General features: G+C 34.9%; 19 protein-coding genes and 2 pseudogenes. 11 read left to right on the top strand and 10 right to left on the bottom strand.

Annotated elements, in window-relative coordinates:
* Both IPK14_08830 and IPK14_08825 read right to left on the bottom strand, forming a co-directional pair.
* Positions 1–594 (bottom strand): response regulator transcription factor (locus IPK14_08830; GenBank protein MBK7993517.1); only part of this gene is annotated, 594 nt, incomplete at its 3' end.
* A complete protein-coding gene (locus IPK14_08825; GenBank protein ID MBK7993516.1) occupies positions 572–2107 on the bottom strand; it encodes a hypothetical protein in 1536 nt (511 codons plus the stop codon). The genes IPK14_08825 and IPK14_08830, both read right to left, overlap by 23 nt.
* A gap of 334 nt (positions 2108–2441) precedes the next feature.
* Between IPK14_08825 and IPK14_08820 the strand changes: the two genes are divergently transcribed.
* A complete protein-coding gene (locus tag IPK14_08820; GenBank protein ID MBK7993515.1) occupies positions 2442–3068 on the top strand; it encodes a hypothetical protein in 627 nt (208 codons plus the stop codon).
* Positions 3069–3299: 231 nt separating this feature from the next.
* On the opposite strand, the gene IPK14_08815 is transcribed toward IPK14_08820, so the two are convergent.
* The 3 genes from IPK14_08815 to IPK14_08805 form a co-directional block, all read right to left on the bottom strand.
* Positions 3300–4988, bottom strand: coding sequence for a hypothetical protein (locus IPK14_08815; protein MBK7993514.1), 1689 nt, complete (start codon positions 4986–4988; stop codon positions 3300–3302).
* Between the two features lie 114 nt (positions 4989–5102).
* A complete protein-coding gene (locus IPK14_08810; GenBank protein ID MBK7993513.1) occupies positions 5103–6365 on the bottom strand; it encodes a hypothetical protein in 1263 nt (420 codons plus the stop codon).
* A gap of 54 nt (positions 6366–6419) precedes the next feature.
* Complete coding sequence (locus tag IPK14_08805; protein MBK7993512.1) at positions 6420–9227, bottom strand: S8 family serine peptidase; 2808 nt, start codon at positions 9225–9227, stop codon at positions 6420–6422.
* Between the two features lie 179 nt (positions 9228–9406).
* Here IPK14_08805 and IPK14_08800 point away from each other — a divergent pair, with 179 nt between their 5' ends.
* The 4 genes and pseudogenes from IPK14_08800 (at position 9407) to IPK14_08785 (ending at position 12427) form a co-directional block, all read left to right on the top strand.
* Positions 9407–9784, top strand: a complete 378-nt coding sequence (locus tag IPK14_08800) for a hypothetical protein (GenBank protein MBK7993511.1) — start codon at positions 9407–9409, stop codon at positions 9782–9784.
* Positions 9785–9807: 23 nt separating this feature from the next.
* Positions 9808–10230 (top strand): VWA domain-containing protein, encoded by a 423-nt coding sequence (locus tag IPK14_08795; protein MBK7993510.1) that lies wholly within the window; start codon positions 9808–9810, stop codon positions 10228–10230.
* Between the two features lie 192 nt (positions 10231–10422).
* Positions 10423–10833: an archease gene (locus IPK14_08790; GenBank protein MBK7993509.1), complete on the top strand. Its 411-nt coding sequence runs from the start codon at positions 10423–10425 to the stop codon at positions 10831–10833.
* A 131-nt stretch (positions 10834–10964) separates the two neighbouring features.
* Positions 10965–12427 (top strand): annotated as a pseudogene (locus IPK14_08785) (RtcB family protein).
* Here the strand turns inward: IPK14_08785 and IPK14_08780 are convergent.
* Positions 12424–13404: a diacylglycerol kinase family lipid kinase gene (locus tag IPK14_08780; GenBank protein ID MBK7993508.1), complete on the bottom strand. Its 981-nt coding sequence runs from the start codon at positions 13402–13404 to the stop codon at positions 12424–12426. The pseudogene IPK14_08785 and the gene IPK14_08780 sit on opposite strands and share 4 nt — an antisense overlap.
* The gene (locus tag IPK14_08775) at positions 13401–14318 is read right to left on the bottom strand and encodes a 1-acyl-sn-glycerol-3-phosphate acyltransferase (protein ID MBK7993507.1); all 918 of its coding nucleotides are present in this window, start codon (positions 14316–14318) and stop codon (positions 13401–13403) included. The genes IPK14_08780 and IPK14_08775 overlap by 4 nt, the downstream gene beginning before the upstream one ends.
* 107 nt (positions 14319–14425) lie before the next feature.
* On the opposite strand from IPK14_08775, the gene IPK14_08770 reads away from it, so the two are divergent.
* From IPK14_08770 to IPK14_08755, 4 genes and pseudogenes are all read left to right on the top strand, one after another.
* Positions 14426–15307, top strand: a complete 882-nt coding sequence (locus tag IPK14_08770) for an alpha/beta hydrolase (GenBank protein ID MBK7993506.1) — start codon at positions 14426–14428, stop codon at positions 15305–15307.
* 68 nt (positions 15308–15375) lie between these two features.
* A pseudogene (locus tag IPK14_08765) lies at positions 15376–15907 on the top strand (NADH-quinone oxidoreductase subunit B).
* A 313-nt stretch (positions 15908–16220) separates the two neighbouring features.
* Positions 16221–18143 carry a hypothetical protein gene (locus IPK14_08760; protein ID MBK7993505.1) on the top strand — a complete coding sequence of 641 codons (1923 nt, stop codon included), beginning with the start codon at positions 16221–16223 and terminating at the stop codon, positions 18141–18143.
* Positions 18144–18154: 11 nt separating this feature from the next.
* Complete coding sequence (locus IPK14_08755; GenBank protein MBK7993504.1) at positions 18155–18613, top strand: GNAT family N-acetyltransferase; 459 nt, start codon at positions 18155–18157, stop codon at positions 18611–18613.
* Between the two features lie 4 nt (positions 18614–18617).
* Here the strand turns inward: IPK14_08755 and IPK14_08750 are convergent, their stop codons facing one another.
* Positions 18618–18980: a response regulator gene (locus tag IPK14_08750; protein MBK7993503.1), complete on the bottom strand. Its 363-nt coding sequence runs from the start codon at positions 18978–18980 to the stop codon at positions 18618–18620.
* Positions 18981–19298: 318 nt separating this feature from the next.
* Between IPK14_08750 and IPK14_08745 the strand changes: the two genes are divergently transcribed.
* Positions 19299–20420 (top strand): hypothetical protein, encoded by a 1122-nt coding sequence (locus IPK14_08745; protein MBK7993502.1) that lies wholly within the window; start codon positions 19299–19301, stop codon positions 20418–20420.
* Positions 20363–20629, top strand: a complete 267-nt coding sequence (locus IPK14_08740) for a hypothetical protein (protein MBK7993501.1) — start codon at positions 20363–20365, stop codon at positions 20627–20629. Before IPK14_08745 ends, IPK14_08740 begins: the two co-directional genes overlap by 58 nt.
* Positions 20630–20674: 45 nt before the next feature.
* Here the strand turns inward: IPK14_08740 and IPK14_08735 are convergent, their stop codons facing one another.
* Together IPK14_08735 and IPK14_08730 are read right to left on the bottom strand one after the other, a co-directional pair.
* Positions 20675–25195, bottom strand: a complete 4521-nt coding sequence (locus IPK14_08735) for a hypothetical protein (GenBank protein MBK7993500.1) — start codon at positions 25193–25195, stop codon at positions 20675–20677.
* 19 nt (positions 25196–25214) lie between these two features.
* A complete protein-coding gene (locus tag IPK14_08730) occupies positions 25215–25604 on the bottom strand; it encodes a hypothetical protein (protein ID MBK7993499.1) in 390 nt (129 codons plus the stop codon).
* Between the last annotated feature and the right edge of the window lie 497 nt (positions 25605–26101).

Here is a 26101-nt window from a genome sequence, read left to right as displayed (position 1 = left end):
CATATCAACAGTTCGAGTTAAAGGAAAATTATCGTAGCCCCAAACAATATTAAGTAATTGTTCTCTTGTTACTACTTCACCTCGGTGTGAAATAAAGTATTTTAATAGGTTTAATTCTCGGAAAGAAAGCTCAGTAGTTATATTTTCTTTGTTAATTTCAAACTTATTAAAGTTAATTGTTATATTACCGAATTTATAAAGCTCAGGGATATTTTGAGAGCCAGTATTTTTGCAGAACCTTCTTTTTATTGCTTCAATCCGAGCCATTAATTCAAGAAAACTAAATGGTTTTGTAACATAGTCATCCGCACCAAGCCTTAGCCCTATAACCTTTTCGCTTTCTTGGCCTCGTGCCGTGAGCATTATAATTGCAATGTCATTGCCTGAATCTCTAAGTTCTTTACAAATATCATAGCCACATACTTTAGGTAGCATAATGTCTAAAATAAGTAAGTCAAAGAGTTTTTCTTTAGCTAAACGCAGAGCGGTTTCTCCATCTTTAGCTACTACAACTTTATAACCTTCATAACGAAAACCATCCTCTAAGGCAATCGCCATTACAGGATCATCTTCAGCAATTAGGACTTTCCACATAAACACTTTCCTTAGAAAAATTAATAGTTTTTTTAATGGGCAGGTAAATAGTAAATTTACTACCTTTTCCTATGGTGCTATCTATAGTTACTTTACCCTGATGAGCATCAATAATATGTTTGACGATTGATAAACCTAAACCGCTACCTTTTACATCATGAACGCAATCCGTACTAACACGATAAAATTTATCAAAAATTTTTGTTTGCTCACACCGTTCAATCCCAATACCATTGTCTATAACTGCAATGGTTACATAAGCGTTTATTACGTCTAATTGAACTAAAATATTTTTTTCCTCACCAGAATATTTAATTGCGTTATCAATAAGATTAACAAGTGCTTGTGCTATGGCGTTAGCGTCGATTTGTAGTAGAGGTAATTTATTTTCAGGTAATTCTAAAAGGATGTTAAAACTTTGCTGTTTTTGTAAAACCTCAAAGGTTTTTAATGTTGTTTGTATCAAGTCTTTAATATTAACGTTATCCATTTGGTAGATTTTGCGGTCTGAAGATATACGAGAAAAATCAAGAATATTGTCTATCAATTGCGTTAAACGCCGGCTTTCTGTTTCAATATATTCGCCATACTCGCGGACTTTGGCACTATCTTTTACCCAACCTAAACGCATAAATTCACCAAAAACACGAATAGATGAAAGAGGGGTTCTCAATTCATGAGAAACGTTAGAAACAAAATCCGTTTTCATTTGGGATAGTTTGATTTCCCGCGCAATTGTATGCAAAGTTATTGCAATACCAATAAGTAAGATTAATGCCATTAAGATTGAGACAGTAAAATTAAGCACAAAATTTTTATGTGCTAACTCTTCTATAGTCATATTAACTCTTTGGTAGCCCAATATCCAATCAGTAAAAATAAATGGTAATTGAACTTCTACTTCGTCTTTTGAGCATTTTGCAAAACTGAGGTTAGAGCAACTAGACATTAGTAAATGATTATTGCTGTCCTTAACAGTAATAATCATTTCTTTATTATCTTCAGGAAATACTGTTGGCAAAGATTCTTTAATAGCTTGTTCTAAACGTGTTTTAAAATGATTTACATCAACGATTAAACCAGCCATTCCAATAATGCTTCCACTACTGTCAGTAATTGGTTTAAGGATAAGGCGATTTTCTGGATCAAGCTCGTTAATCGTTAGGGTGTTTGAGCGTAGGGGGGTTGTTGGTGTTGTTGAACCTAACCGAAGGCGTAAGTTTGAAAGTGTACAAGCAGTATTTACAGCACGTTTTTCCCTACTATCGGATTGGATTTTTATTAGTTGGGTTGAGGAATTATAAAAATGTGTTAATGGGGCACCTTCTTCATCAAAGCTTACAATAAATATTTGTTTTGCCCCTGGCCAATGCTTAACGCTTAGTGCTTTGTTATCTAAATTATTTTCTTGAGTAAATACATCTACAAATGGGTTAAGTGTTTTCTCAGCATTTATCCTATAGTCTTCTTCTAGTTGAGCAACCACAGATTTAAGATATGTTTTGACTGCCATCTTATAGGAATTGGTGGATGTTTGTTCCAGTTCACACAGTGAGCGATATTGTAAGTGTATGATAATTAATAAGGGAAGCAAGGCTATTATCAAACCAATCCACACAATATAGCGATGCCAATAATTTTTTATCAACATTATTTTTACCTCTTAGCTGAAAGTATATCATCAAAATCTAACCATTTTTTTCCAAGCAACATTTTTTACAAATTATTGACAACTTTTACTAATTTTTACTTAGTATTGAGGACTTTTACTTTCCATTTGTAGCACACTTTGCCTGCCAGTAAACGCCTATTTCAATGTGTTTCTAGCTTCTTGGAGGTAAAAGTTTATGTTACTAGTTGTAAAAATTCTGTTTAGTATATTTTTTTACTTACTATTAGTAAGCGGTTTTATCCTAAATGTTAATGCCCAGGATTTAAGCTTACATAAACCTCAAACTGTAATAAAATATCCAGTGAATGGAAGTTCTCCATTTCCTTTACTAACAACAGAGCAATTAGGTAAAGTAACTGAAGCTTTAACACTTGCTAAAGAATTAACAAAAGATTGTGACTGTGATAAAGCTTTACAAAGTTATGGTATTAACAGCTTGGCAGAAATATTAATTTTAGAGCCTAATGTAAATATTTTTGATGGTAGGAAGTCTACACTAGGCTTACCGTGGCTTATAAATGGTGAAAGGGAAACAGTTAATTCATATTTTGTAAAAAATCAAGATTGGCTTTGGGCAGGTGTAATACAATCAGCATTTACAGGTAAAGGAAATATTCTTTTTCTTAATAGCTACTTTTTTAACCCAAACAAAAATGTTACTGTTGCCATACAACAGCGAGCTATAATTCTTATCCATGAATCTGTGCATCAATACGCCAATAAAAATGATAAGTATTTTGGAGGTAGCCAAAGGCTTACAAAGCTAATTATAAATGCTTGTCTACCTAACCTTAAAATGTAGAAGTTGCACTACTAGCCGCTACTATACAATAAAATTATTTTAGGTAATAACTACTATTTATTAATTAGTTTTAATTATTTCTAATTAATTTAGCTATAGCCAAGTTAATGCCAATGTCGGTCGTGTTTCAGTAAAGTTGGTAATACAGTTGCAGCCCTTTGTTAAATTGATTTACAAACCAAGTGCCAACTTTTTTATAACACAACCTGCTTTTTTTTCTTTTTTTATGTCTTAAGTTAATATGCATGGGTGACAACCCAATAACTTATTAAGAATCACCAAATTTATTCCATAAGTAGCATCAACTCCAGCAAAACTTAATTCCCTAGAAAGGGTTTCACCTGGTATTAAAGGTGCGTCAGAAGCATAATAAGCAACATTCACCATAATATCATCTCGTAAATAGCCTAATTTATTGCATTGGTGAAGTTTACGAACATAAGGTATTCCTTCCATTTCTAGCCCTAAAATATGCCATTTTTCATAATATTCATTTAGCATAGAATTATTTTGAAGGACTGTACCAAGCACTGTTAGCATTGGCCCATCAGTATAAACTCGGCTATCAGCAATTACATCTGCAAAATCTTCTCGGTTTAAACCATTACCATTAGGAAAATCATAAATTTCATTGCGTCCTTGTTGCAGCAAATAAGATGGAATCATAATTCCACCTCGCTCACCTACAACAGTTCCAGCTTTACCCATAATAGAAAAACTATGAATACGTTTTTGAAAAGTCATAATTAATTCTTCAATTATTGTTCCAGCTTGTTCTCCAAAAGCATAATCAAAATTAATAATTACTGGATGTGTTTCCTTTAATTTTTTAATATCTAGGTTAAGCCTAGGATCAACTAGATTAAAGTCTATTTTAGTTAGATCAATTACTTGACAATCAATACCTACCATAAAAATATCAGGCAAAACTGTAATTCCTAGACTTTCATCATAAGCCTGTTTTGCTGCTCTAATTTCAGGTTGTGTTCTTAAGTATCCTTTCATTAGATAGTAAATTAAATTGGTGTGATGGATAGTGTTAACATGTCGCTCAATTAAATCTAATGAGCTTTTATCTGTGGATTGTTCGCGTCCCCAGGCTAGCACTTTATCTTGATGAAGGCGAGCATAACCAGAAAGCACATTGACTGTGCTATGAGTATTGCTAGAAATAATATGTATTGGGCGTTGTTCAGAACCAGAAACTTCTCCAACAAAATCAGCAATTCTTTGGCACCATTTACGTGCTGGATTACGGGAATTATTATCATTAAAAGCCCGGTGCATACGAATAAAAATTGTTGGTAGGTGTTCTGCAATATACTGAAGGCGAACAAAGAGTTCTCCATCCCATTTATGATCTAAAAGACGAAGAGATTCTTCTGTTGTCCCTAGATCAAAGGCTAGGCGAGCTATAAGGCGATTACGTCTTTCTAGCGTTGCATCAGAACTATTTGTAGCTATTTGGCGAATTTCTTCAAGAAGTGGACGACCTGCTAGCAAGCGATAGATCTTTGTTGCTTCAATAAAATAACTAGTCACAATAGACATCAAATCTAGTAATTCTGTTATTTCATCTCTAACAACAATTATTATGGTTTCTGGGCCTATCTTAAAAGCAGCACGCCTCCTAGATGGAGAATGTAGAGAAACTATCCCAGGTTGTTGGGAAAAATTATTTGGAACACTCTTTTGTAACAAAATTTCCCGTACCTCGTGAATATCCTCTGGAAGTCTTGCTGTAGCATATAACATAGCATCAACGTCAATTACTTCGTTTTTATCACAATATCGATGTAAACTTGGCTTCATTCGTTGAAAAGCTGGTATAAGTTGAGCAACGTCAAAAAATCCTTTTAGCACTCCATGTCGGACTTCTACTTCAAACCATTCTATTGCTTCTTGTGTTGCTTCGTTCATTTTTCCTCCTGGGCTAATTTATTTAGCTATTTTTATTTATTCTATAAAAATTATCTATAAATAAAATAAGGCGGGCAAAATACCCACCTTATTTTTAAGTTTTATTAGTTAATACTATGGCGTGTTTAAGTCTCTTAAACTAAAAACAAATGTGGCTGAAATACCATTAGCAGTAACTACTAGCTGATTTGTTCCTGCTCTAAGATTAGCTTTTCTTCTAGCTCCTTTAATGGTTAAAGTAGTATCGGTTTGACCAATTACCCTAGCACTTAAGTCTTGACCATTAATCATGACTCTAACCCCACTAGTGCCAAAACCTTGTCCAGCAACAAATAACAGGTTCTTTTCTCTTAGTACAGAACTAATTATTACATTAGGATCAACAGTTAAATTAAAGCTTGTTTGTGCGCTAAGACCTTGAGAGTCAATAACTTGTACTACTACTCGACCACCTTGATTAAGTGCTGTAGGAACAAAAGTTAAAATAGCTGATCCATCCGTGTTTGTACCAATATTTATTAAAGAAAGTGGTGCAGTAGGTGCAGCAAATCTTAGTGGATCTCCATCTGGATCACTAGCTTGAACAGTGACTCTTAATGTAGCACCTAATCTAACCCTTTGATCTGCAATAGTAGCAATCATTGGCGCACGGTTAGCAGGTGTTACAGTAATAACAAATGAAGCACTAGTAGATAAATTTATTGGGTCAGAAGCCGTTACAGTACAAACTGTTTGACCAACATCTCCCATTTGAGGAGATACTGTTAAAGTTAGACCCGTTACAGTTACAAAATTACCTCGATCACAAGCTACTGTTAAAGTTACGGGTGAGCCTTGAGGATCAGTAACACTTACATTTAAGGTGACTGTTTTGCCTGCTTCAATTGTGACATTTGGAATAACTAGATTAGAGGCTGTTTCATCGTCTACACTAGCTATAAAATCACCATTAAGAACTAAAGTATCTTGTTGATAAAGACGAACATTCTTAATTGCTTTTACTATAGCAATTTGTTGTGGTAACGCTTCCAAATCGCCTAATTCATCTTTATCAATTTTAGAGCTATAAGAAAATTCTACAGTTCCTAATTTATTAGATAATTTGTTATCAATAGCAATACCATCAACTTCTAATCGGTATTCTGTATTAGGTTGTAGGTCAACAGCAATAACTTGAAAATTTTGTACTAGCTTTTTCCCTACTTTAACAAAGGTCTTAGCAATTCCTGAGCTATTGCTCAAATCTAAAGCTTTTAGAGAAGCAACCCGTTTACTAGTTTTTTGACTATTTGGCTTTTTATCATTAGCCATTGTTGGGCTACCAACTACCAAAAGCAACATTACAGCAATAACACTTGTAATAATAGCTCTTAACATAAAATTTCCCCCTAAATATTTATTTTTGTAGCGGTTAAACATCATTAGTAAAGATTACTCTATCAACAAGTTAAGCGTTACATTACGAATTCGCCCTTGTTCATCTTTACCAGTAAAAACAAGAGGTTGCAAGCCTATTGGCCCACTTCTTTTTGCTTTTAGAGAAAAGCTTACGCTATTTTCCGCTGTTATTTGGGTTGATGGTGAAAGGTTTAATTTTAATAAACTAGTATCTTTACTATTTGGCCCAGTTATTGTTATTCTACCTGCAAAATTAGCAATTCTATCAATTTTTAATGGAACAGTTATTTTTTGCCCTCTACTAAGGCGCATTTGAGGATTATCAAAAGTTAGAGCAAAATCTGGCTGTACTACTTTAAGCACTACACTTGCTGTTTTAGAAATTTGCTCTTGATTTTCACCTGAAGCTGTAGCAACAATTGTTAAGCTATAATCGCCTTTAGCATTAGGACTGCTAGTAATAGTTACTTTAGCACTATTTCCAGGAATTAATAAATTTTCTGGTACAAAAGCATTAACCCCTGAATCAATTGGTTGGACTTTAACAGATAAACTAATGCCAGACTTAAAGTTAGCAATTGATTGTGTATTAATTGTAAAGCTACTGGTTTCACCAGCAATAATTGTTTGTTGTCCTGGAGTAACTTCTAAGCTAAAACCTGCTTGAGTATTAGAAATAGCAAAATTTCCTGTACTAATGCCAAATCCATTATTTCCAGCCTCATCAATTGCGCTAACTCTTATACGAGCTTGATCAGTCATCAAGTTAGGCACTGTCCAAATAAAAGTTTGTGCATTGCCCATTAAATTTTCCACAATAGTAAATGGAAATGTTGTTCCGCCATCGGTTGATAAAGTAATATTATGGCGTTGAATAGCTTTGTTGTCGCTCGATTGCCAAGTAATTTGTACTTGTTGGTTTGCTTGTAAGGTTATACCTTCTGTTGGAGCAGTAACATTAACTATAGGACTAGTAATATCAGGTGTATTAGCAAAATTTTTAATTAGTAGATCTACATTAGGTACACCCCAGCCCGTGACTAAATCATATCCAAGAGTAGCTAAAAAGCCTGTTGCACCAGTTTGTGCGCAAGGTAGTCTTGCCATAGTGTTATTATTACCAAAAGTAATATCTGTAAATACTGCCGGGCCAGCATTTCTAAATTGTTCTGCTGCTAAGCGATAAATTTCTGCATTAGGAGAACCTTGGACAGAGCCTTTTGATTGATTAATTAAAACCATTATTCCAGCCCAAAGTGGAGCAGACTGACTTGTTCCAGATGTAATAAAGCCCCGTTCATTAATGACAACTGCTGTGCCAGGTGAACCAGCTAACAGCGCAACATCTGGAATTAAGCGTTTTTCTCCCGCAGGAAGACCACCTGCAAAACCGCTAGCGGTATTTTGATAATCAGGACGAGCAATTTTATTACTAACTCCACCACCTGTAGCACCACCACCATTTGTTATAGGTTGACCATCACAATTAAACCTTACTCCAGGTGGTTCATTCCAAACGCTTTCTTGGAGAACTCTTTTAAGATCGCCAAAAAAATCATATTCTCCAATAATTTGTGTACCGCCTACAGCCGTTGCACCATCATAACAAGCAGGGCAATTAATTGCAGATTGTCCTGCTGTTCCACCTGGAAAACATTCTGCTCCCTCATCTCCAGCAGCAATAAAGAATGCTATGCCTTGAGCAACACCTTGTAGCATCAACATTTGTTCGGCTGGATCAAAAACATTAGCTTCACACCCTCCAAAACTTTCATTAACAATAGGTGTTTTTAAGGTGTTAACAATAAATTGTTCGGCTAGAAAAATATTAGCTGTAGAAAGTTCAGGAATTAAAATAAGCTCAATATCTGCCATTGGAGCAATCAAAGAGATTGAATCAATATCTAGTTCTGCCTCGCCTTGAAATCTTACAGGAGCCATTTCTAGACCTGGTGGAACAAAGCGTTTTACTAGTGTTCGTGGAAGGTCAAAAAGCTGACGATGTAAATTAATATCTGTGTCTAACACATTAGAATTAATAATAATTCCTACACGTTGACCTTGACCGCGAAGACCTGCTTGTTTTAAGGGGTTGATGTTATAGGCTAGATTAAAATCATCTGGGCCAAAGAAAATTGGACTATTACCACTTTGAGCATTTGTATCTATTTTTTTACCTTGTTTAATAAAACCTTGTATTTGCTTTTGTTGCTCTTCTGGAAAAGGCTTAAACTGGCTATAGGTTTGATAAAGATAAGCATTATTTAGCCCATGAATATTGCTAGTAATTTTAGATAGGCGTTCTGGTAGCTTAGGCAAACGATCATTAGAATAAAAAATGCGCTGGCTAGAGTCTTGATATTGATTGACTTCTAGCTTAAAGGCACGTTCTACTTGTTCGGCTGACGCGCTAAAACTAATGGCTAGACGATTGGGCCAGGCCTGGTCAATAGTAAAACCTTGATTAGCTAGCCAATCCAAAGCAAAATTAAATTCTGATTCTGAGAGTCCAAAACGTCGGCCAAATTCCTCTGGGCTAATCCATTTATGATAATTTGGCGATGTTGGATCATAAAGTTCTGTAATTAATTGTCTTACTTCTTTTTCCTGGCTGCTCTTAAAAGAAATAGTTAAGTTAAGACGTTCGCTATTTTTTATTTTTGATAATTTTTGGCTATTTAGTACTAATTGTGGCACTTGTCCTGCGGGTAAAGTCTCTTTAGCGATCTCTGTTACTTGTGGACGCTCATCATAAGCACTACTTAAAATACTATTTTGCCATCCTATTAAAACAAATAAAGTTATTAATAAAAAAGAAAAAAATTTTATTGAATTACGCATAATAATTTTTCCTAAAATTTTTAAGGATGGGTATGAATGAAGGCTAACTTTAATAGTAGTCTACGTCAATAATTTTCTGGTATTATTTTGCTAAGATTAAAGCTAAGAACAATATTCTTAAAAGATTCGTTAGCGGCGATAACATTCTAATAAACAACTCTAATAAATAAAATTTAACTATGTGTAAAAAAATTTTTCTTCTAACTGCTTGTTTATTAATGCTAGTGTTGCCACAAGTAATATTAGGTCAAATACAGTCATCTCAGCTAAACAAAACAAAAGAGTCTGAAGAATTACTAATAAAAATAGGAGCAGATTTAGTTGCCCTAGATGTTACTGTTAGTGATGCAAAAGGAAATTATGTTTTAGACTTAGCAGCCGCAGACTTTGAATTACGCGAGGATGGAGAGTTACGCCCAATTGAATTTTTTCAACCAACTTCCAAATTACAAAACACTTCTTTAGCTCTTGTAATCGCCCTTGACCTTTCTGGCAGCCTTTCAGAAGAAGAAATTATTTTGCAGCGTGAATCAATAAAAAATTTGTTGAACAATTAGATAAAACTTCACTTTGTGCTTTGATGGGTTTTAATCATCAAGTCAATATCTTACAAGATTTTACTAGTGACCATAAAAAACTTGGCGATAAGTTAAATAAAATCAAAGATTATGGCGGCTCAACTAGAATTTATGATGCTTTAGACCGAGCCATCACTATGCTAAAAAAAGCTCCTACTATTCGTGATAAAAAGCGTCTTCGTCCAGTTATTGTAGTAATAACAGATGGTTTTGATAGTTCAAGTATTATTGATAAAAAAGAGCTTATAGCCCGTGCAAAAGTTTCAGGCACAAGCATTTATAGCATTACCATTCCTTCGTTTTCTCCTCTAATTACTCAAGGGAAAAAAGACCGCCTGCCAACTTTATTAGATATTGCAGGCATAACTACTCTTACAGGTGGACGGGATTTTCTCTTGATAATAATAATTACAATAAAGTTTTGAGGAAATTGCTAAGGAGTTTGCTGCTAGTTATACTTTAGCCTATCACTTACCTAAAGATTTGGTAGTTAATAAATCTCATAAACTAGAGGTTAAAGTTAAACGTCCAGGTTTGCAAATAAGAACTAGCCGAGATAATTATCAAGTGCAAAGTAAATAATCGCCTTTAATTTTTGCCTGAAAAATCAAACATTTATGTATGAAATTTTTGAACACACAGCAGATTTAGGATTACGTGTTAAAGCTAAAGATATTAATACATTATTTGCTGAAGCAGCATTAGGTATGTTTTCTTTAGTAGTGGAAAATGTTGATCAAATATCACCTAAAGAAACCCTTGAAATTCAAATAGATGGCACAGACTATCAATATTTATTTTTTGATTGGCTAAATGAATTGCTTTATATTTTAGAAACACAGCATTTAGTATTTGCTAAATTTACAGTAAATATTACTGATAAAGGATTAAGGGCTAGCATTGCTGGAGAAAAGATTGACCCTAGCCGTCATATTTTGGATCATGAAGTAAAGGCTATTACTTATCATGCATTACAGGTGGCAAAAGTTGAAAATGGTTGGTTGGCAGAAGTTATTTTAGATATTTAGTATAAACAGGATTTGTTACGCTAAATTATTGAAAAATAAAGAAAAACCTATAATGTCCCATAGGGACATCTGACAATAGGCCATCCATTTATGGGTGGCCTATGATTTCAAAAAATTCACAAGGAAAATTAATGAGTAAAGACGCTTATAAGGGCCCATTAGAAAAAGTAAATGATTATTGCTGGCGGATTCCAAAAAGCTACAAGCCAGAAATGTTAGTAGATGGGCTAATTTATGCAGATAAAAAACTAATCCAACAAATACGCGATGACCAAGCCCCAGAACAAGTGGCAAATGTGGCATGTCTGCCTGGCATTCAACTAGCTAGTATCGCTATGCCTGATATTCATTGGGGTTATGGTTTTTGTATTGGTGGAGTTTGTGCAACTGACCCAAACGAAGGTGGAGTAATTTCACCTGGTGGTGTAGGCTATGACATTAACTGTGGGGTAAGGTTACTTACTACAAATTTAACTCAAGAAGAAATTCAACCTAAGCTAAAAAATTTGGTTGATGAGCTTTATCGTCAAATTCCAACAGGGGTTGGACGTTCAGGAAAATATCATTTTGATAAAAAAGAACTTCGTAAATTAATGGAAAAAGGCTCACGTTACTTACTTAAAAAAGGTTTAGCTGTTGACCGTGATATTGAATGTACTGAAGCAAATGGATGTCTAACTGATGCTGACCCGGAAGCTGTTAGCGACCGTGCTTTAGCTCGCGGTGCAGAACAATGTGGAACATTAGGTTCAGGTAATCACTTTTTAGAAGTTCAAGTTGTAGATGAAATTGTTGACCAAGAAGTAGCTGATGTTATAGGTGTTAAGCCTGGTCAAATTTGCGTAATGATTCATTCTGGTTCACGTGGTCTTGGTTATCAGGTTTGTGATGATGCGTTATTAAAACTACGCTACACCCCATCAAAATATGGGATTAAATTGCCAGATAAACAGTTAGTTTGTGCGCCAATTGAAAGCTCTGAAGGTCAAGAATATCTAGGAGCAATGAGAGCAGCAGCTAATTTTGCTTGGTGTAATCGTCAACTTTTGATGTGGCAAACTAGAGAAGTATTTGAAACCGTTTTTGATTGTAAATGGGAAGATTTAGCAATGAATCTTGTTTATGATGTGGCTCATAACATTGCTAAATTTGAAGAGCATACAATTAACGGCAAAGAAAAAACGCTTTGTGTTCACAGAAAAGGGGCTACACGAGCATTTCCACCTAAGCACCCAGAAATTCCAAGCCGCTATCAATCAATTGGGCAACCTGTAATTATTCCTGGGATATGGGGCGAGCTAGTTGGTTATTGGTTGGGCAAACAGGCAGCTTAGAACAAACTTTTGGAACAACTTGTCATGGTGCAGGTCGTGTTTTAAGTCGTACTGCGGCAGTAAAACAAGCTCAGGGACGACAAATTGACAAGGAACTTGCCGAACAAGGAGTTGTGGCCCGTGCGCGTAGCTGGAAAGGTCTAGCAGAAGAGCATCCGTTAGCTTATAAAAATGTTGATTTAGTTGTAAATGTTGTCCACAAAGCAGGAATTTCTAAACAAGTAGCTAGGTTACGTCCAATAGGGGTAATCAAGGGCTAATCTATACAACCTTTAGCTTGGTATGTGAGTGCCAAGAAGTTTTTAGATTTTGGACAGCGAATATTAATTTTTTGTGCTTTTAGTTCAAAAGTAGCTGGCAGTTGACCAACAAATTCCCCATCTAACTCTAGTCTTACTATTCTTTTAGAGTCAACTGCCCAAGCTTTTATTTTTTTTACTTTAGTAGATGCTACATAGGATAAATCTAAGTGTGTTCCAGCATAAAGATGATGAGTATTTGCTAAAATCGCTAGTTTACTTAATTCTTTTACAACCACCACATCAAAAAGTCCGTCTGTTAATTCTGCATTAGGAGCTATTTTCATACCTCCACCAAAATAACATCCATTAGCAACTATACCCGTAGCAATTCGCCAACGTTGTTTTGCTAACTCATCACATTGAAGAAAAATTTCTGGGCATTCATAAGATAAAGTAGTAGCTAAAGTAGCATAGGCATAAGCCAGTGTCCCACCAAAAGTTTTATTTGAAGACTCTGTACGTTTGACGACTTCCCCACCCATACCAAAAGAAGCTACATTAATAAAATAGCGGGTTTCTTCTATTTTTTTAGTATTAATAAAAGTAACTTGTCCAACATCAATTTCTTGTGAAATACCATTAGCTAGAGCGTGAGCAGCATCTTCAAATCGAGAGGGGAGGTCTAAGGTTTTGCGAAAATCTCCACCACTTCCATGAGGTAGTATTCCTAGCTCTATATTATTTGAGTCGCTACTTAAAATCCCGTTAACAACTTCTGAAATTGTCCCATCTCCACCACAAGCAATAATAAATTTTCTCCCACCATTGGCAGCACTTGCAGCTAAATCTTTAGCGTCACCAGCTTTTTTAGTAAAAACACAATTAAATTGTCCAAAATAGTTACTAATTCGTGCTGCTAGTCCGGGCCAATTGCGTCTGGTTGAACCATTAGCCGACGCAGGATTAACAATTATTAGTGGAATGTTACTAGTCATTTTACTACTATTTCTTGGTTATTTTCTTTAGTTTCAACTGTGGTAAGTTGTTTAGTTTCTGGTGCATAAAGAGCGCGGTCGTTTTCACCAAGTTCTGCTACTTTAGCCATTACATGATCGCCAATTGCTTTATAGGTGCGGACATGATTTTTCATAGCATGAAACTCGCTCATATCTAGGCAAGCCCCAAAATGGATACGGATTTTTGGGCCACCTGTCCAGTTGCCTAAAACTTGTTTAGGCAAATTATCTGCCCGAAGTCCAGCAATAAATACAGGTATTACTTGCGGTTGTGTTTCTTTAATAATTTTACCTACTCCAGGTTGAGCAGGAAGAAATGAATAAGGGTCGGTTGATTTATTACGTGTACCTTCTGGATGAAAACCTATGATATTACCTTCGCCTTCTCTGCAAAGCCTCATTAAACAGCGTGAAGAATATTGATCAAAGAGCCGTTTTTTAGCATCATGGAAAATTGGTGGATACATTGACCAAAGCCCCATAACTAAATTAACAAACATTCCTAGCCAAGACTCATAGAAAAATCGCGCTCTAACAGGAAAATAAAGATGTTTTTTCCAAGTAGTATTTTTATAAAGCATTGCTGAAACTACATATAAATCAAAAAATGAGCGATGGTTAGCAACTATAAGCACAGGACGTTTTGGATCAATTGTGTTTAAGTTTTCTAGTCCATAAAGACGCATTAAATTATAAGTACAAATATCAATCCAAAGTTTACCAAAAAGTTTTTGGCACCAAGTCCAAAAATCTTTCCAACGCCCCTGATTCATAGCATGTACAAAGCGGAAAAAGCGTTGCTCATGTGGTTCTAGCACGGCTAATTCTTCTGGAGAGGGATAAACTGATGATAAGCTTTCAACAGCATTTTTGTTATCTTGGTTATCTTGCATAATTACTTAGGATTTTAAGTAAAATTTTTCACAAATTGAAGGTTGATTTTACTCTCTATCTACGCGAAAATTCTTTTTACATCTTACTTAAAAATAAGGAACTTTTTATGACTAAACTTACTGAGCCAAAAAACAAGTTATTTTATTGGGTTTGGCGTGTTAGTAAAGTTAGTCTAATTAGTTATATTGCTGTGCTAACATTTTTATATTCTATTCAAAACCTACTAGTTTTTCCTGGTCGTAGCACTCAAGGAAAAGCTGAAGCCAATTTTATTCCACCCAAAGGTACAGAACTAGTCAAACTTACGACCAAAACAGGAGATAAAATTGTTGCTCTCTGGGGTCAGGCCCTAGACCCATCAGCACAACCCTTATCTGACGCTCAAAATAAGCCTACTATGATTTATTTTTATGGTAATGGAATGTGCTTAAAAGAATGTCTAATAGAATTTCAACGTTTCCGCATGTTAGGTGTAAATGTAATTATTCCAGAATATGTTGGTTACGGGTTAAGTAGTGGTAGTGCTAGCGAGCAAAATTGTTATGCTACATCAGAAGTAGTATACGAATATTTGCTTACTACTAAAGAAGTAAATCCTGGAAAAATTATTATTAGTGGTTGGTCATTAGGTTCAGCCGTAGCAATTGATCTAGCATCAAAAAAGGCGGCTGCTGGACTTGTAACATTTAGTGCTTTTACTAGTATGATTGATATGGCACGTCAACTTTACCCTTTTTTACCAATACCTAAATTTATTTTAGTTAATCATTTTGCAAATAAAGAAAAAATTTCTAATATCAAATGTCCTGTTTTTATAAGTCATGGAAAAGCAGATGATTTAATTCCTTGGCAAATGAGTCAAAGTTTAGCCAAACTTGTTGAAGGCAGTAAAACAGAGGTTTATATTGATGGTATTGACCATATAATTTTTTTAGCAGATGATCAAAAATTGCTAAAAGTATTAGGAGAATTTTTACAACGCCTTTAATATCTATCAGTTGACATTTTAAAATAAGTAAGTATTTTTCTAGTACATTTTACAGCTTAAGAGGTTTTATGGCAGACGCTTCAGGCAATGTTGTTACTACTACAGTAGATTATATTTTTAATTGGGCAAGAAAATCTGCTATTTGGCCGATGACATTTGGGTTAGCTTGTTGTGCAATTGAAATGATGGCTACTGGAGCATCCCGCTTTGATATGGATCGTTTTGGGGCAGGAGTCTTTCGCCCTAGCCCACGCCAATGCGATTTAATCATAGTAGCAGGAACAGTCACCTTAAAAATGTCTAAAATAGTTCGTCGAGTTTATGATCAAATGCCAGAGCCTAAATGGGTAATTTCTATGGGGTCTTGTTCTAATGTTGGCGGGCCATTTAATAGCTACTCTACTTTGCAAGGTGTAGATCGGATTATTCAGTAGATGTTTATATTCCAGGTTGTCCCCTCGTCCTGAAGCATTACTTTATGGACTAATGAGATTACAAGATAAAATTATGAAAGAACATCCTACACGTTATTTTTTAGGTCAAGGTGATATATTGCCCCCCGCACCACCTGAAGAAGAAGATTCTTCTTTACCTGATTAGAGTTATAGTGGGATTATTAACATAACACTAGGTAAATTACTTTAAACTTAAATAAAATCTATTAAATATAGCATTATGTTTTTTCTAAATTAATTGTAAGATTGACTTTTTTATCTTCTATTTGGATAATGGGATTGATAACTATAAAGTTTATTTATAATCAGTCCTAAAAATAACACATTAGAAATTAGTAATTCCTTATATTCGCAGTTTTAAGATATTCCTGTTAGTTTACCTTAATTTTGTTCTTTGTGTTTTTACCAAAGTATTAAATCTAGCAAAATTCACCTTAAGCTATTTGGAGGCTGTGTCCATGAACAATTTTGAAGACAGGTTGCAGGAACAAATCAAAAGCCTTGTCAATACTCATTTGAGTAAATTTGAAAAGGAAGTAACCGATCTACAACAATCTGTTCAAGATTTGGTGAAAAATAGTTTTAATAAGCTCTTAGATACTGCCACACAAGATTTAAGCTCATTAACTACTAATGAAAACTTCAGTAAGCTAGCAGAAGAATTAATCAAAGAATTAGTTGCTGAAAAGACAAGTCTACTTTCACAAAATAGCGAATTAGTTATTAAAAATGAGCAACTAAGTTTAGCTAATCAAGGATTAAATCAAGAAAAAGTACAATTAGAGATACTCAATCAAGAATTAACTAAAGAAAAAGCTGATCTAAGTGCAGAAAAAACTAAATTAGCTGAACAAACCTTACAAGCTAGTGAATCTAAAACAAGCACAAATTTAGCTTTATTAAAAGTATCAATAAATGAAATTCAGTCACATAAAACACAATCTGACGTACTTACAGCTTTGGTAAGTCAAGCTTCTAGTTTTTCTCCTAGAGTAGCTTTATTTATTGTAAAAAGCGGTAATGCTATAGGTTGGTTAGCTCGTGGATTTGAAAACGACCAAACAAATATAAAAGGTGTTTCTATACCTTTGCAATCTGATACAGTTTTACGAGCAGTTTTAGGTAAGCAAATAACCTTTATTGGTGCCGCCAATACACACAAAGAAAACCAAATTTTATTTTCACGCTTTAATAATAGTGTTCCAACACAAGTAGCAGGAGTGCCTTTATTAGTACGTGGTAAGGCGGCAGCAGTACTTTATGCTGATGCTAGCAATTTGTCAGGCGATGCTATTAATTTAGAAGCCTTAGAAATTTTAGTTAATATGGCTGGTCTAGCAATAGAACTAATCTCCATAAGACCACGTAGTCCAGAAACAGGCATACCTCAATCAACAACTCAAAGCATTCAATCTATAGAACAACCAGCAAAAAAAGATACACCTTTGCCAGTAATTCCAGCCATTGAAAAAATTGAAAAAATTGAGGAAGAACCAAAAGAATTAGTTGCGCCACCTCCTATTATTGAAAAAGCACCAGAACCTGAAATTCCTGCGGCTTTACCTCTGCCAATTATTAAACCAGTTGAGCCAAAAATAGAAAGTTTTGCTTCTAATTTGTCTCCTATTCCACGTTTAAGTTCTGAGGATTTACTTGAGCCTAAAAAGGCTGAACTACCAACTATTCCAACTATTCCATCTGTTCCATCCATTCCAAGTTTTTCGGCTGACTTACCACCAGAAGTTTTTATCTCTTCACCAGGTGTAAAAACTCCTTCTACACCAAAACTAGATGATATTGCATCATTAAAATCATCTGCTAATCTGCAAATTCCTAAGCCTAACAGTTTGCCAGAAATAAAAATGGATAGCCCATCAAATTCTTCTACACCTAGTTGGAATATGTCGGCAGATTTTTCACCTCCTCCACCATCTCCCCCAACTTGGCAAACACCTCCTGATTTTGCTAAACCATCAGAATCATTTGCATTTGTACCACCTCCACCTGCACCACCTGTTGTTTATGCAGATCCATTAGCAAAATCTGCTCCTGGACAAGTATCTAAACAAGCTAAACCAATTCCTGCTAATGATGAAGAACAAAAATTACATAACGATGCCAAGCGTTTTGCCCGTTTGTTAGTGTCAGAAATCAAGCTTTATAATGAGCAAAAAGTTTTAGATGGACGAAGAAATAGCGATCTCTATGATCGACTAAAGGAAGATATTGACAGGTCTCGTCAAATGTATGACAAACGAGTAAGTGCTTTAGTAGCAGCTAAATACGATTATTTTTATGATGAATTAGTTAATACTTTAGCTGAAGGTGATGAAGTAAAATTAGGTAAGGATTGTCCTGGGCCATCACTTCAATTAGTTTAAGTGTTTTGCTTATGCTTGAGCAGATTATAGAAGTTGTACAAGAAAATTTTATGATTAGCACAGATAAATCAAAGCTAGATTTATCTGTGATTTATGTTTTTTTAACTAAATCTTATTGGGCAACTAATATTCCTATTCATGTTGTAAAAAAATCTATTGAAAATTCGCTTTGTTTTGGTGTTTATGATAGGGGTAAACAAGTTGGATTTGCTAGGGTACTTTCTGATTATGCTACATTTGCTTATATAGCTGATGTTTTTATCTTGCCTGAAAATCGTGGAAATGGCTTATCAAAATTCTTAATGCAAACAATTAAAACACATCCTGAGCTACAAAACTTAAGACGTTGGATGTTAGCAACAAGAGATGCTCATACACTTTATGAAAAATTTGGTTTTGTTAGACTAATTGATCCAGATCCTATTATGGTTATCTCTAATCCCAATATTTATCAATCCCATCAAGAATAAAATTTTAATCAATTAAACTTTTTACTTGATTAGCTAAAATTAAAGGGTCAAAAGGTTTTGTAAGTACACCTTTGGCCCCTAAAGCTTTTAGTCGTTCTAGTTCGGCTGGCATGGCTTTGGCAGTTAAAAAAATTACAGGAATTTCCTTTGTAACAGGATTTTCTTTTAATGCAGCAAGCACGGTCGGGCCATCCATTGTAGGCATCATAACATCCAGCAAAATTACATCTGGTTTTTCTAATGTAGCTTTTTCTATCCCTTCTAAACCTGTACTTGCATCAATTACTTCCATTTTTCCTACTTTAGTTAAAGCGAGTCGAGCAATACGGCGAATATCATTTTCATCGTCTATAATCAAAGCTTTCATAAGTGGAATCACCTGTTTAGTTTATAATGATGCTATAGTCTTAAAAGTTAATAGACTTGATGCTACTTATTGTTAGGTATTAAATACAGTAAGCGAAAGTCATTTTGCCATAATATTAACTTCATTACTATTGAAAATTTAACCTATAAAATTATTATTATTCCATATACTTGAAAAAATTAAAATTAAACCAAATTTTAATAATTTTGCTCTAAACTTACAAATTTTGCTCACTTTCTATTAATGATTTGTGCTAAATTTTGGGGAAATAATAGTGTTTAAGGAAAATCTGTAAACACTAATTTAAGGAAAAATTTTATGTTATCTATTACTGATCAAATCTATGCCCAACTCTTTTTGGAAGCTAGAGAATTGCCAGCTACTTTACAAATGGCTCAAGATAGCCGAATGCGTGTTGCAGATCCTAATGATGAAGCCTTTCGACGTTGTGAAGGCTTGCGTTCCGGCCTAGTTGCATGGCAGGGCCAAATAGGAGCAATGATAGAAAGAGTAGTAGATATTCGTTGGGTTTTCCCTAATGAAGAAAAAGCTAAAATATACCATCAACAAACCTTACAAGTTAATTCTGAAAACATGCCCTATCTACAAAATGTCCCTACAATTGGAATGGATTGTTATGTTTTTGGAGGTAAAGTTGATTTTGGAATTGCTAGTGTAACTAGCTATATTTATTTATTTAGGGTACAAAACGTAGTAGTTAAATTTTATGTAGCACAGGGAGAAGGTCAAAATCTTCCTATTAGCAGTGTTGCTTCTTTAGCACAAAATGCGTTTAATCGTGTAACTAATATTTTATCTAACCTAGCATTATCACCAATGCAAAATCCTGTACAAAATCCTAATCCCCCTATACAAAACCCTTATCAACAAGGTTATCAAAGTCAGCAACAAAATCAGCAACAAACCTATCAGCAAGGCTATCAACAAACTTATCAGCCTCCCCAAGGAGGCTTTGCAGCAGGACAGCAATTCTACCAACAAGGTCAGCAAGGGCAGGCTCTCTATCCTATAAGCCAACAAACAACAGCAATACAGTATAACCAAACTCTACCACCAAATTTTCAACAACCTAGCTCGGCTTTAGCTGTTTTAATAGCTGTTCTAGGCTCATTGCAATGGTTAGTTGCTATCCCTTTTTATATTGTTTTTATGATGTTAGCTTCTGGAGAATATATAAATAGTGGAGATGAAGAAGTAATGATTGTTAGCGGTATATTTTCATTTCTGCTTGCAATACCTACAGGCATTATGTCACTGATTTGGCTTTATAAAAGCTGGAATGCTGTACCTCAACAATTTCGCAATACTTCCCCTGTAGGCGATAGGATTTTTATTTATTCCTTTTTTTTAATCTTTATTGGATGTTTAGAGCTATTCCAGGGCTATCAAAAGCTATACAAAGCACTAGACGAGCTATAAATCCTGCTTATACAGGTGGTTCAGGATTTGTAGCAGGACTACTTGGCTGTATTATGTGCTTTATTCCTTTCCTACAAATGTTTTCTTTTATCCCTTTTCTAGTTTGGTTACTTCAAACTAATAGCTCTAAGAATAAAATGTTGATGGAACAACAATTTTACCAACAAAATATGCGTCAAACAGGCGTACAACCCCCCATTAAATATTAATAAAATCAGGGCTAGAGTCCCTGATTTTATTTTATAAAACTAAGCTTATAAACTTTGGATATGTTCCTCTAGCAATTTTACTAGCTCATCTGAAAGTTTAAGTTGTTCTTGTTTAGTTTTTAATTCCACTCGCGCCCAGTCTTCAACAATATTATCTGAAACTAAAGCTTGGTAATAGTCAAAATAATCTTTTAGGGATTCTTCTAGTTTTTCAGCTTCTTGATTTGGTAAATGTAAGCGTTCTTGTTCAGCTAAAAGTTCTGAGCGAAACTCTGTTAAATCTCCTGTTCCATCATTATAAAAGCCTAAGAAAAATACTGCATAATTATAAAGCTGTTTAGCTAAATCTTCTCCAATAAATTCTTTAATGATAGCTTGGACAACCTCATTACTAAGACCTAAAGTCTGTTGTTCTCTATCTAAAACTTTTTGTTGTGGAAGTCCTATTTTCCCTTTACCAGCTTTAAGCATTATTTGAACTTTCCCACGAAATTGTTCTATAGCTTCATTGTTAGCACTAGTAGCATCAGCAGGTTTACTAGGGACTGTCTTAGCTGGGCTAGGAAGAACTGTTGGTTTTACTACTGGTTGAACATTTTGTTGAACGACTGGTTGAACTGGTGTTTGAATAGCTGGTTCAACAACAGGGCTACTTGGTATCTCGCCTGTTTGAAGTAAATTTTCCACTTCTAAACGACTTTTTGTTATCTTTTCCCAATCTAAAATTTGACAAGCGATTGTTGGATGACCATCTCTGTCGGATTCATCACGATGAACTTTACAGTAACGACTAAGGTTAGCTAATAGTCCATCTCTTATTTTTAAGAGTTCTTCTTTACGCCCTGGAAAAGCATTTCTTAAGCGTTTTTGAAGGCTATCAATTTTTTCTTGATAAATTTCTTGGTCAGAACTAGCAACATTTTCCATAAAACTTTCAACAATCAACCAAGCAAAGAGTAGCCCACGCCCATCTTTAATTCGTGCCAGATCTTCTTCAGCGCGTTTTACCATAGTTTCTAAATTTTGTCGCAATTGCACAGTACGAGAAAGCTTTTCAATACTTTCTTCATAAGTTCCCAAATCTTCTTGAGAAAACTTTGTTTCCATTAGATCTATAGGACGTAAAAAGCCATATTTTAAGCTACGATGACTAGCAATATCTGGCTGTAAACCCATAGTAAATTTACCATAAATTAAGGTAAGTGAAAAAATTCTACGTGCTTCTAAAAGCGGGTCTTTACCGCGAACCAGGTCGCTTAACATTGCTTTATTTTCTTGCCAACGAGTTTCACTAAAACCAATAAAAGGTATTGCACCTTGTCTTGAATCTCTTAACTCATCCATCCAAGTTTCGCTAAAAAGTGGTAAACATAAAGTATTTTGCAGTAGTCTTAAGCTCTTTGTTAACTCTTCCTGTTGCTTAATTATTGGTAAAGATAAACTTACTTCATAAAGCTCTTCTAATAGACATTCCCGTTCTGGTGAAACCATTTTATCTCGCGCTCCGCCAGGCAGTTCAATTTCCACTTCTGGAAATGGTTGAGAACCCCCATTAACTAGAAAATCTAGCAAAGCATACCAAAGTAGCAAATGACCATTATAAAGCTCATTATTTTCTAAAAGTTTAGTTTCTACTAAATTTTGCTTACACCGATCTACTTCTTTTAAGATTTTTTCCCTTAGCGGCATCGCACTAGTTTCTTCAAAAAGCGTGGTAACGGCTCTTTCATACATGCCTAAGCCTACTGTCATAGGTTTAACTTTATAAATATCACGTTCATCATAGCGAATTACCGTATAAGTGCGGTTACGTGGGTCGTTTTGATCTTTATTTTCGTCCTGTTTAATTACTCCAGCAGCAACACCTAAAACAAAAGCTTTAACCGAGCGTAAATAGCGATTGCGTCCTTCATCATCTCTATAAGTGATGTCACGCATCATAAAACGATTTTTGGTAGTAAACAGGTCTATTTGTGAAGGATCACGCTCTTTTTCTCTAAATACTCGTCGCATTTCTGGAAGTGATGAAATAGTAGCAAGGGAAAAGCCTGCCATTTCACCATAAAAAACTAGTTCATAAATATTTCCTATAGGCTTAAAGTCAACACTCATTGAGCCACTTTGAAAACTTTCTACCATATTCTTAAATCTACTGTAGAAAGGATGCTGTGCATCAACCCCAATTAGCATTTTATGTGCGCCCTGTGGAACCTGTAGTTCTGGTGGGACAGTTTCATTGATATGTACCCAACCTTTAGCCAGATTAAAAGCGTCTTCCATCTGTTTTCGTACAACAGTTTCATTAAAGTTAGCAGGAAATAGCAGTTCTAAAATATTAGTGCGAACCCGGTCAGAAGTTTCTGCTTCTAAAAACTCCATAATTTTATCTACTACACGATTAGACCCTACTTCACTTTGTATTTTTTCGGTTAACGCGCTAACAGTTGGTTTATCAATTAGGTCTACTTCTTGCAGATAAGAAAGTAATTTACCAGCATAATCAGCAATACGTAAGGGAGGTTTAATATCAAGTTCTGCAACAGGTGGATTATCTGTATCAACAACTACTACTGAGCGATAATAGCGGTCAATATCATCAGGGTGATAAATGCGTAAGTCCATCTTAGCACTTTCATCTTTATACTGGTAATACTCGGCTAATTTGGAAAACTCTTGTTGTTTTTCTACAATTATTGTATTGACTTGAAGAAGTCTTAAGCGCAATTCTTTTTCTACAAAGTTAGCAATAGCTTCTATAAGGTCAATATAAGTTTCATAAACATATTTATAACCTACTGCACGAAAATATCCATAAGTGCCTTCTCGCCAGTTAGTTAGCTGTACATCAACAGCTTGTTGCCATCCGCCTGCAATACGCTGAAAGGCTGACCATCCTTCTAACTCTTGAAGTTCTCGGATTGCATCTTGATATTGTCTTTCTGTTGGTTGTAAACGTTTATCTTCTGCTGTTAATGCCGCAGTTGCTTTTTCTCGATAATGTGGGCCACGTAGAAGTGTTGGCAAAGTGCCTAATATTTGCAGAACATAATCAAAGCCATAGCTAGGATGTGAAAGGCGTTCTTTAAGTAGTTTTTGTAATTCTTCTTGAGCAAGCTTAAAAGCTCTATCAAAACAAGTTTCCCGGATATGTCTAACAAAATCCCCCCAACGAGCAGAATCTTTTGGATCGTCTAAGCGAAAATGATCTCGCTTAAAGACTTCACAAAATTGCTTAAATTCCTTTGCACGTCCGTCTTTTATATCACTAGTGTTTTCAATTTTTTCATCTACTTTTACCCGGCAAATTTGCTCAAGCGTGGCCTGATCCTTAGTTTCTAAATAACGTCTTATGTCTTCAAAAGCAAGTTTACAATCTTTTAGAAATGATAATGCTTGATCCGTTACATTAGCCCTATCTGAGCCTCCTAGCCAATAATTCATAATGCTTGAAGCTAGCCGATAAGAACAGCTTTTAACTACTTGCTCTCGTGGGTAATAAATACGACTCATTCCAAATGAAGAGTAACGACAAGGGAAAGTTTCAACTAGTAGTGGTCGATTGTCATAACGTGCAAGGTGTTCATAAACGGCTAGCCGGTCAGTATACTGTGCCATATTAGAGCGAAAACTACGTTTATCATCGCTAAATTGACCACTCTTAAAGTCTTCTATTAAGGCATTAGCAATCATTGAATAAAGCCCAACATCTACCGTAGTGCCACCACTAAAGCTTCGTCCATCAATTAGGTAAGTATTTTGATAGATTGGTGGAGAAATTTGGCGGGTTTCTTGTTCAAAATATATTGGAAAAGGATGCCGATATTGATAATGATTAAGCTCTGTTAATGCTGCATATCCATTAGCTATACAGCGAGGATCTTGATTCTTAAAGACTTCTGGTAGAACTAAAACTAGATGTGTTTCTAGCCCTTGCATTGTATGTAGTAAAGCACCTATGTCTAAAAATGACCCTGAACCAGTTCCACCAGCAGAGGAACATATTACAAAAACATTAATAGTATTAGTGTAAAGTTGTAGATTACGTAAATCAGGATGATTAAGCTTATTTAGGTCAATGCTTCGCAATTGCTTAAGCATTAGCTCTAATTTAGGACGGATTTTATTAATTCCATAGTGGTAGAAAAAACCTAGACGAGAAGCTACACGAACTTGACCAGCACCTTGACCTAAATCACCCCGATCACGCAAGCGTTGATCAGGTCGAAACCAAGGTTTTAAGCGAGGGTAGTTATTTACATCTAAAAATTGTGCAATGTTAACTTTTAATGAAATCCACTCGTTATCAACAAATTCTTTCTTTTTATAGAGAGGATCTTTACTAGCATCTTTGCTAGTATCTTTTGAGGAACGCTCATCAGTATCTAAATGTAGAAAACGTAAAATAGGAAATTGGTCAATACTACCATATTCATCAACAATCCAGTTTCGTACACGTTGAAGCACATTGCCACCTGTACCGCCAACGCCAATTAATAAAGTAGGACGCACCTTAGCAGCATTTACATCTGTGCCAGTTTTAGTAGAAGTAATATTTCTATAGCTCATTATCAGTATCCTTTCCTAACTAATCTTCTCGTTTTCTAGCAAGTAAAACTTTAAGCAACAAATGTATAAACCAAAATACAGCTACCACCACAAAGATTGCTCTCCAAGCTGAGCCACTATATAGACGAAAGAAAATTAAGGTAAATAAATTAAGGGAATAAAGAATAAAAAGGGAAAGACCTATATTAGTTGCATCTGAGAGGGAATAATAATTTTTTACTAGGAAAGGAATTATTGTTAATCGAATCAGCAAAAAGAAAATTGCGACTGAGCCAACAACAAAAATTGCAGTATATTTGATAATTTCAATCCTGGGTGCATCTGGGCTAAGGCCAAAGCCTTGTGCTAGAGATATTTGGGGCAAAAGCAAAAGTAGTAACATTGCTAACTGAGACTTTCTCCAACTCATGTTTTGTTCCTCAAATCTTTTGGTATTTTCAAATTTAGGTGACAAATTATTTTCAAAAATTCTAATCTTGTCTTGGACGATTTCCATAACTTTGATACTTTACCTTAAATGGTTTTTTACTCCAAGGAATCGTAGGGGAAAAGATTTTTCCTAGAGATTTTTTATAACTACAAATTAAAATGGTAGCTCTCCAATTAATCGGGGCCGTGATAAAAAGCATAAAATTGAGGATAATTTAAGGAAATTATTGGCTGTAAGTTATTGATTCTTCGTTGAAGCTTCATTATTAATTAACCAAAAATCTATGTTTTTTCTTGTTATTTCATCTGGCCCCGATTAATTGGAGAGCTACCTCAATAAATCATCAAGCTAAGTTATTAAGAATCTTAATAAGTATTTTTTGATTATCATTAGTTTATGATATATTTAGCGCGTGAATTTAAAGTTTCTTTTCTCCACTCAAAGTTAAAATCAGCAAAATTAATTAAACAAGCTTA

It is taken from the genome of Blastocatellia bacterium, from assembly GCA_016713405.1.
Lineage (GTDB): Bacteria > Acidobacteriota > Blastocatellia > Chloracidobacteriales > JADJPF01 > JADJPF01.
Note: the sequence above shows the minus strand (reverse complement) of the source record. Positions and strands in the feature narration are given on the sequence as shown.

Bases quoted from the DNA above. Each gene is read 5' to 3' on its own strand.
- IPK14_08825 (MBK7993516.1), bottom strand. From the start codon at position 2,107: ATGGCAGTCAAAACATATCTTAAATCTGTGGTTGCTCAACTAGAAGAA.
- IPK14_08820 (MBK7993515.1), top strand. From the start codon at position 2,442: ATGTTACTAGTTGTAAAAATTCTGTTTAGTATATTTTTTTACTTACTA.
- IPK14_08815 (MBK7993514.1), bottom strand. From the start codon at position 4,988: ATGAACGAAGCAACACAAGAAGCAATAGAATGGTTTGAAGTAGAAGTC.
- IPK14_08810 (MBK7993513.1), bottom strand. From the start codon at position 6,365: ATGTTAAGAGCTATTATTACAAGTGTTATTGCTGTAATGTTGCTTTTG.
- IPK14_08805 (MBK7993512.1), bottom strand. From the start codon at position 9,227: ATGCGTAATTCAATAAAATTTTTTTCTTTTTTATTAATAACTTTATTT.
- IPK14_08800 (MBK7993511.1), top strand. From the start codon at position 9,407: ATGTGTAAAAAAATTTTTCTTCTAACTGCTTGTTTATTAATGCTAGTG.
- IPK14_08795 (MBK7993510.1), top strand. From the start codon at position 9,808: ATGGGTTTTAATCATCAAGTCAATATCTTACAAGATTTTACTAGTGAC.
- IPK14_08790 (MBK7993509.1), top strand. From the start codon at position 10,423: ATGTATGAAATTTTTGAACACACAGCAGATTTAGGATTACGTGTTAAA.
- IPK14_08780 (MBK7993508.1), bottom strand. From the start codon at position 13,404: ATGACTAGTAACATTCCACTAATAATTGTTAATCCTGCGTCGGCTAAT.
- IPK14_08775 (MBK7993507.1), bottom strand. From the start codon at position 14,318: ATGCAAGATAACCAAGATAACAAAAATGCTGTTGAAAGCTTATCATCA.
- IPK14_08770 (MBK7993506.1), top strand. From the start codon at position 14,426: ATGACTAAACTTACTGAGCCAAAAAACAAGTTATTTTATTGGGTTTGG.
- IPK14_08760 (MBK7993505.1), top strand. From the start codon at position 16,221: ATGAACAATTTTGAAGACAGGTTGCAGGAACAAATCAAAAGCCTTGTC.
- IPK14_08755 (MBK7993504.1), top strand. From the start codon at position 18,155: ATGCTTGAGCAGATTATAGAAGTTGTACAAGAAAATTTTATGATTAGC.
- IPK14_08750 (MBK7993503.1), bottom strand. From the start codon at position 18,980: ATGAAAGCTTTGATTATAGACGATGAAAATGATATTCGCCGTATTGCT.
- IPK14_08745 (MBK7993502.1), top strand. From the start codon at position 19,299: ATGTTATCTATTACTGATCAAATCTATGCCCAACTCTTTTTGGAAGCT.
- IPK14_08740 (MBK7993501.1), top strand. From the start codon at position 20,363: ATGTTTAGAGCTATTCCAGGGCTATCAAAAGCTATACAAAGCACTAGA.
- IPK14_08735 (MBK7993500.1), bottom strand. From the start codon at position 25,195: ATGAGCTATAGAAATATTACTTCTACTAAAACTGGCACAGATGTAAAT.
- IPK14_08730 (MBK7993499.1), bottom strand. From the start codon at position 25,604: ATGAGTTGGAGAAAGTCTCAGTTAGCAATGTTACTACTTTTGCTTTTG.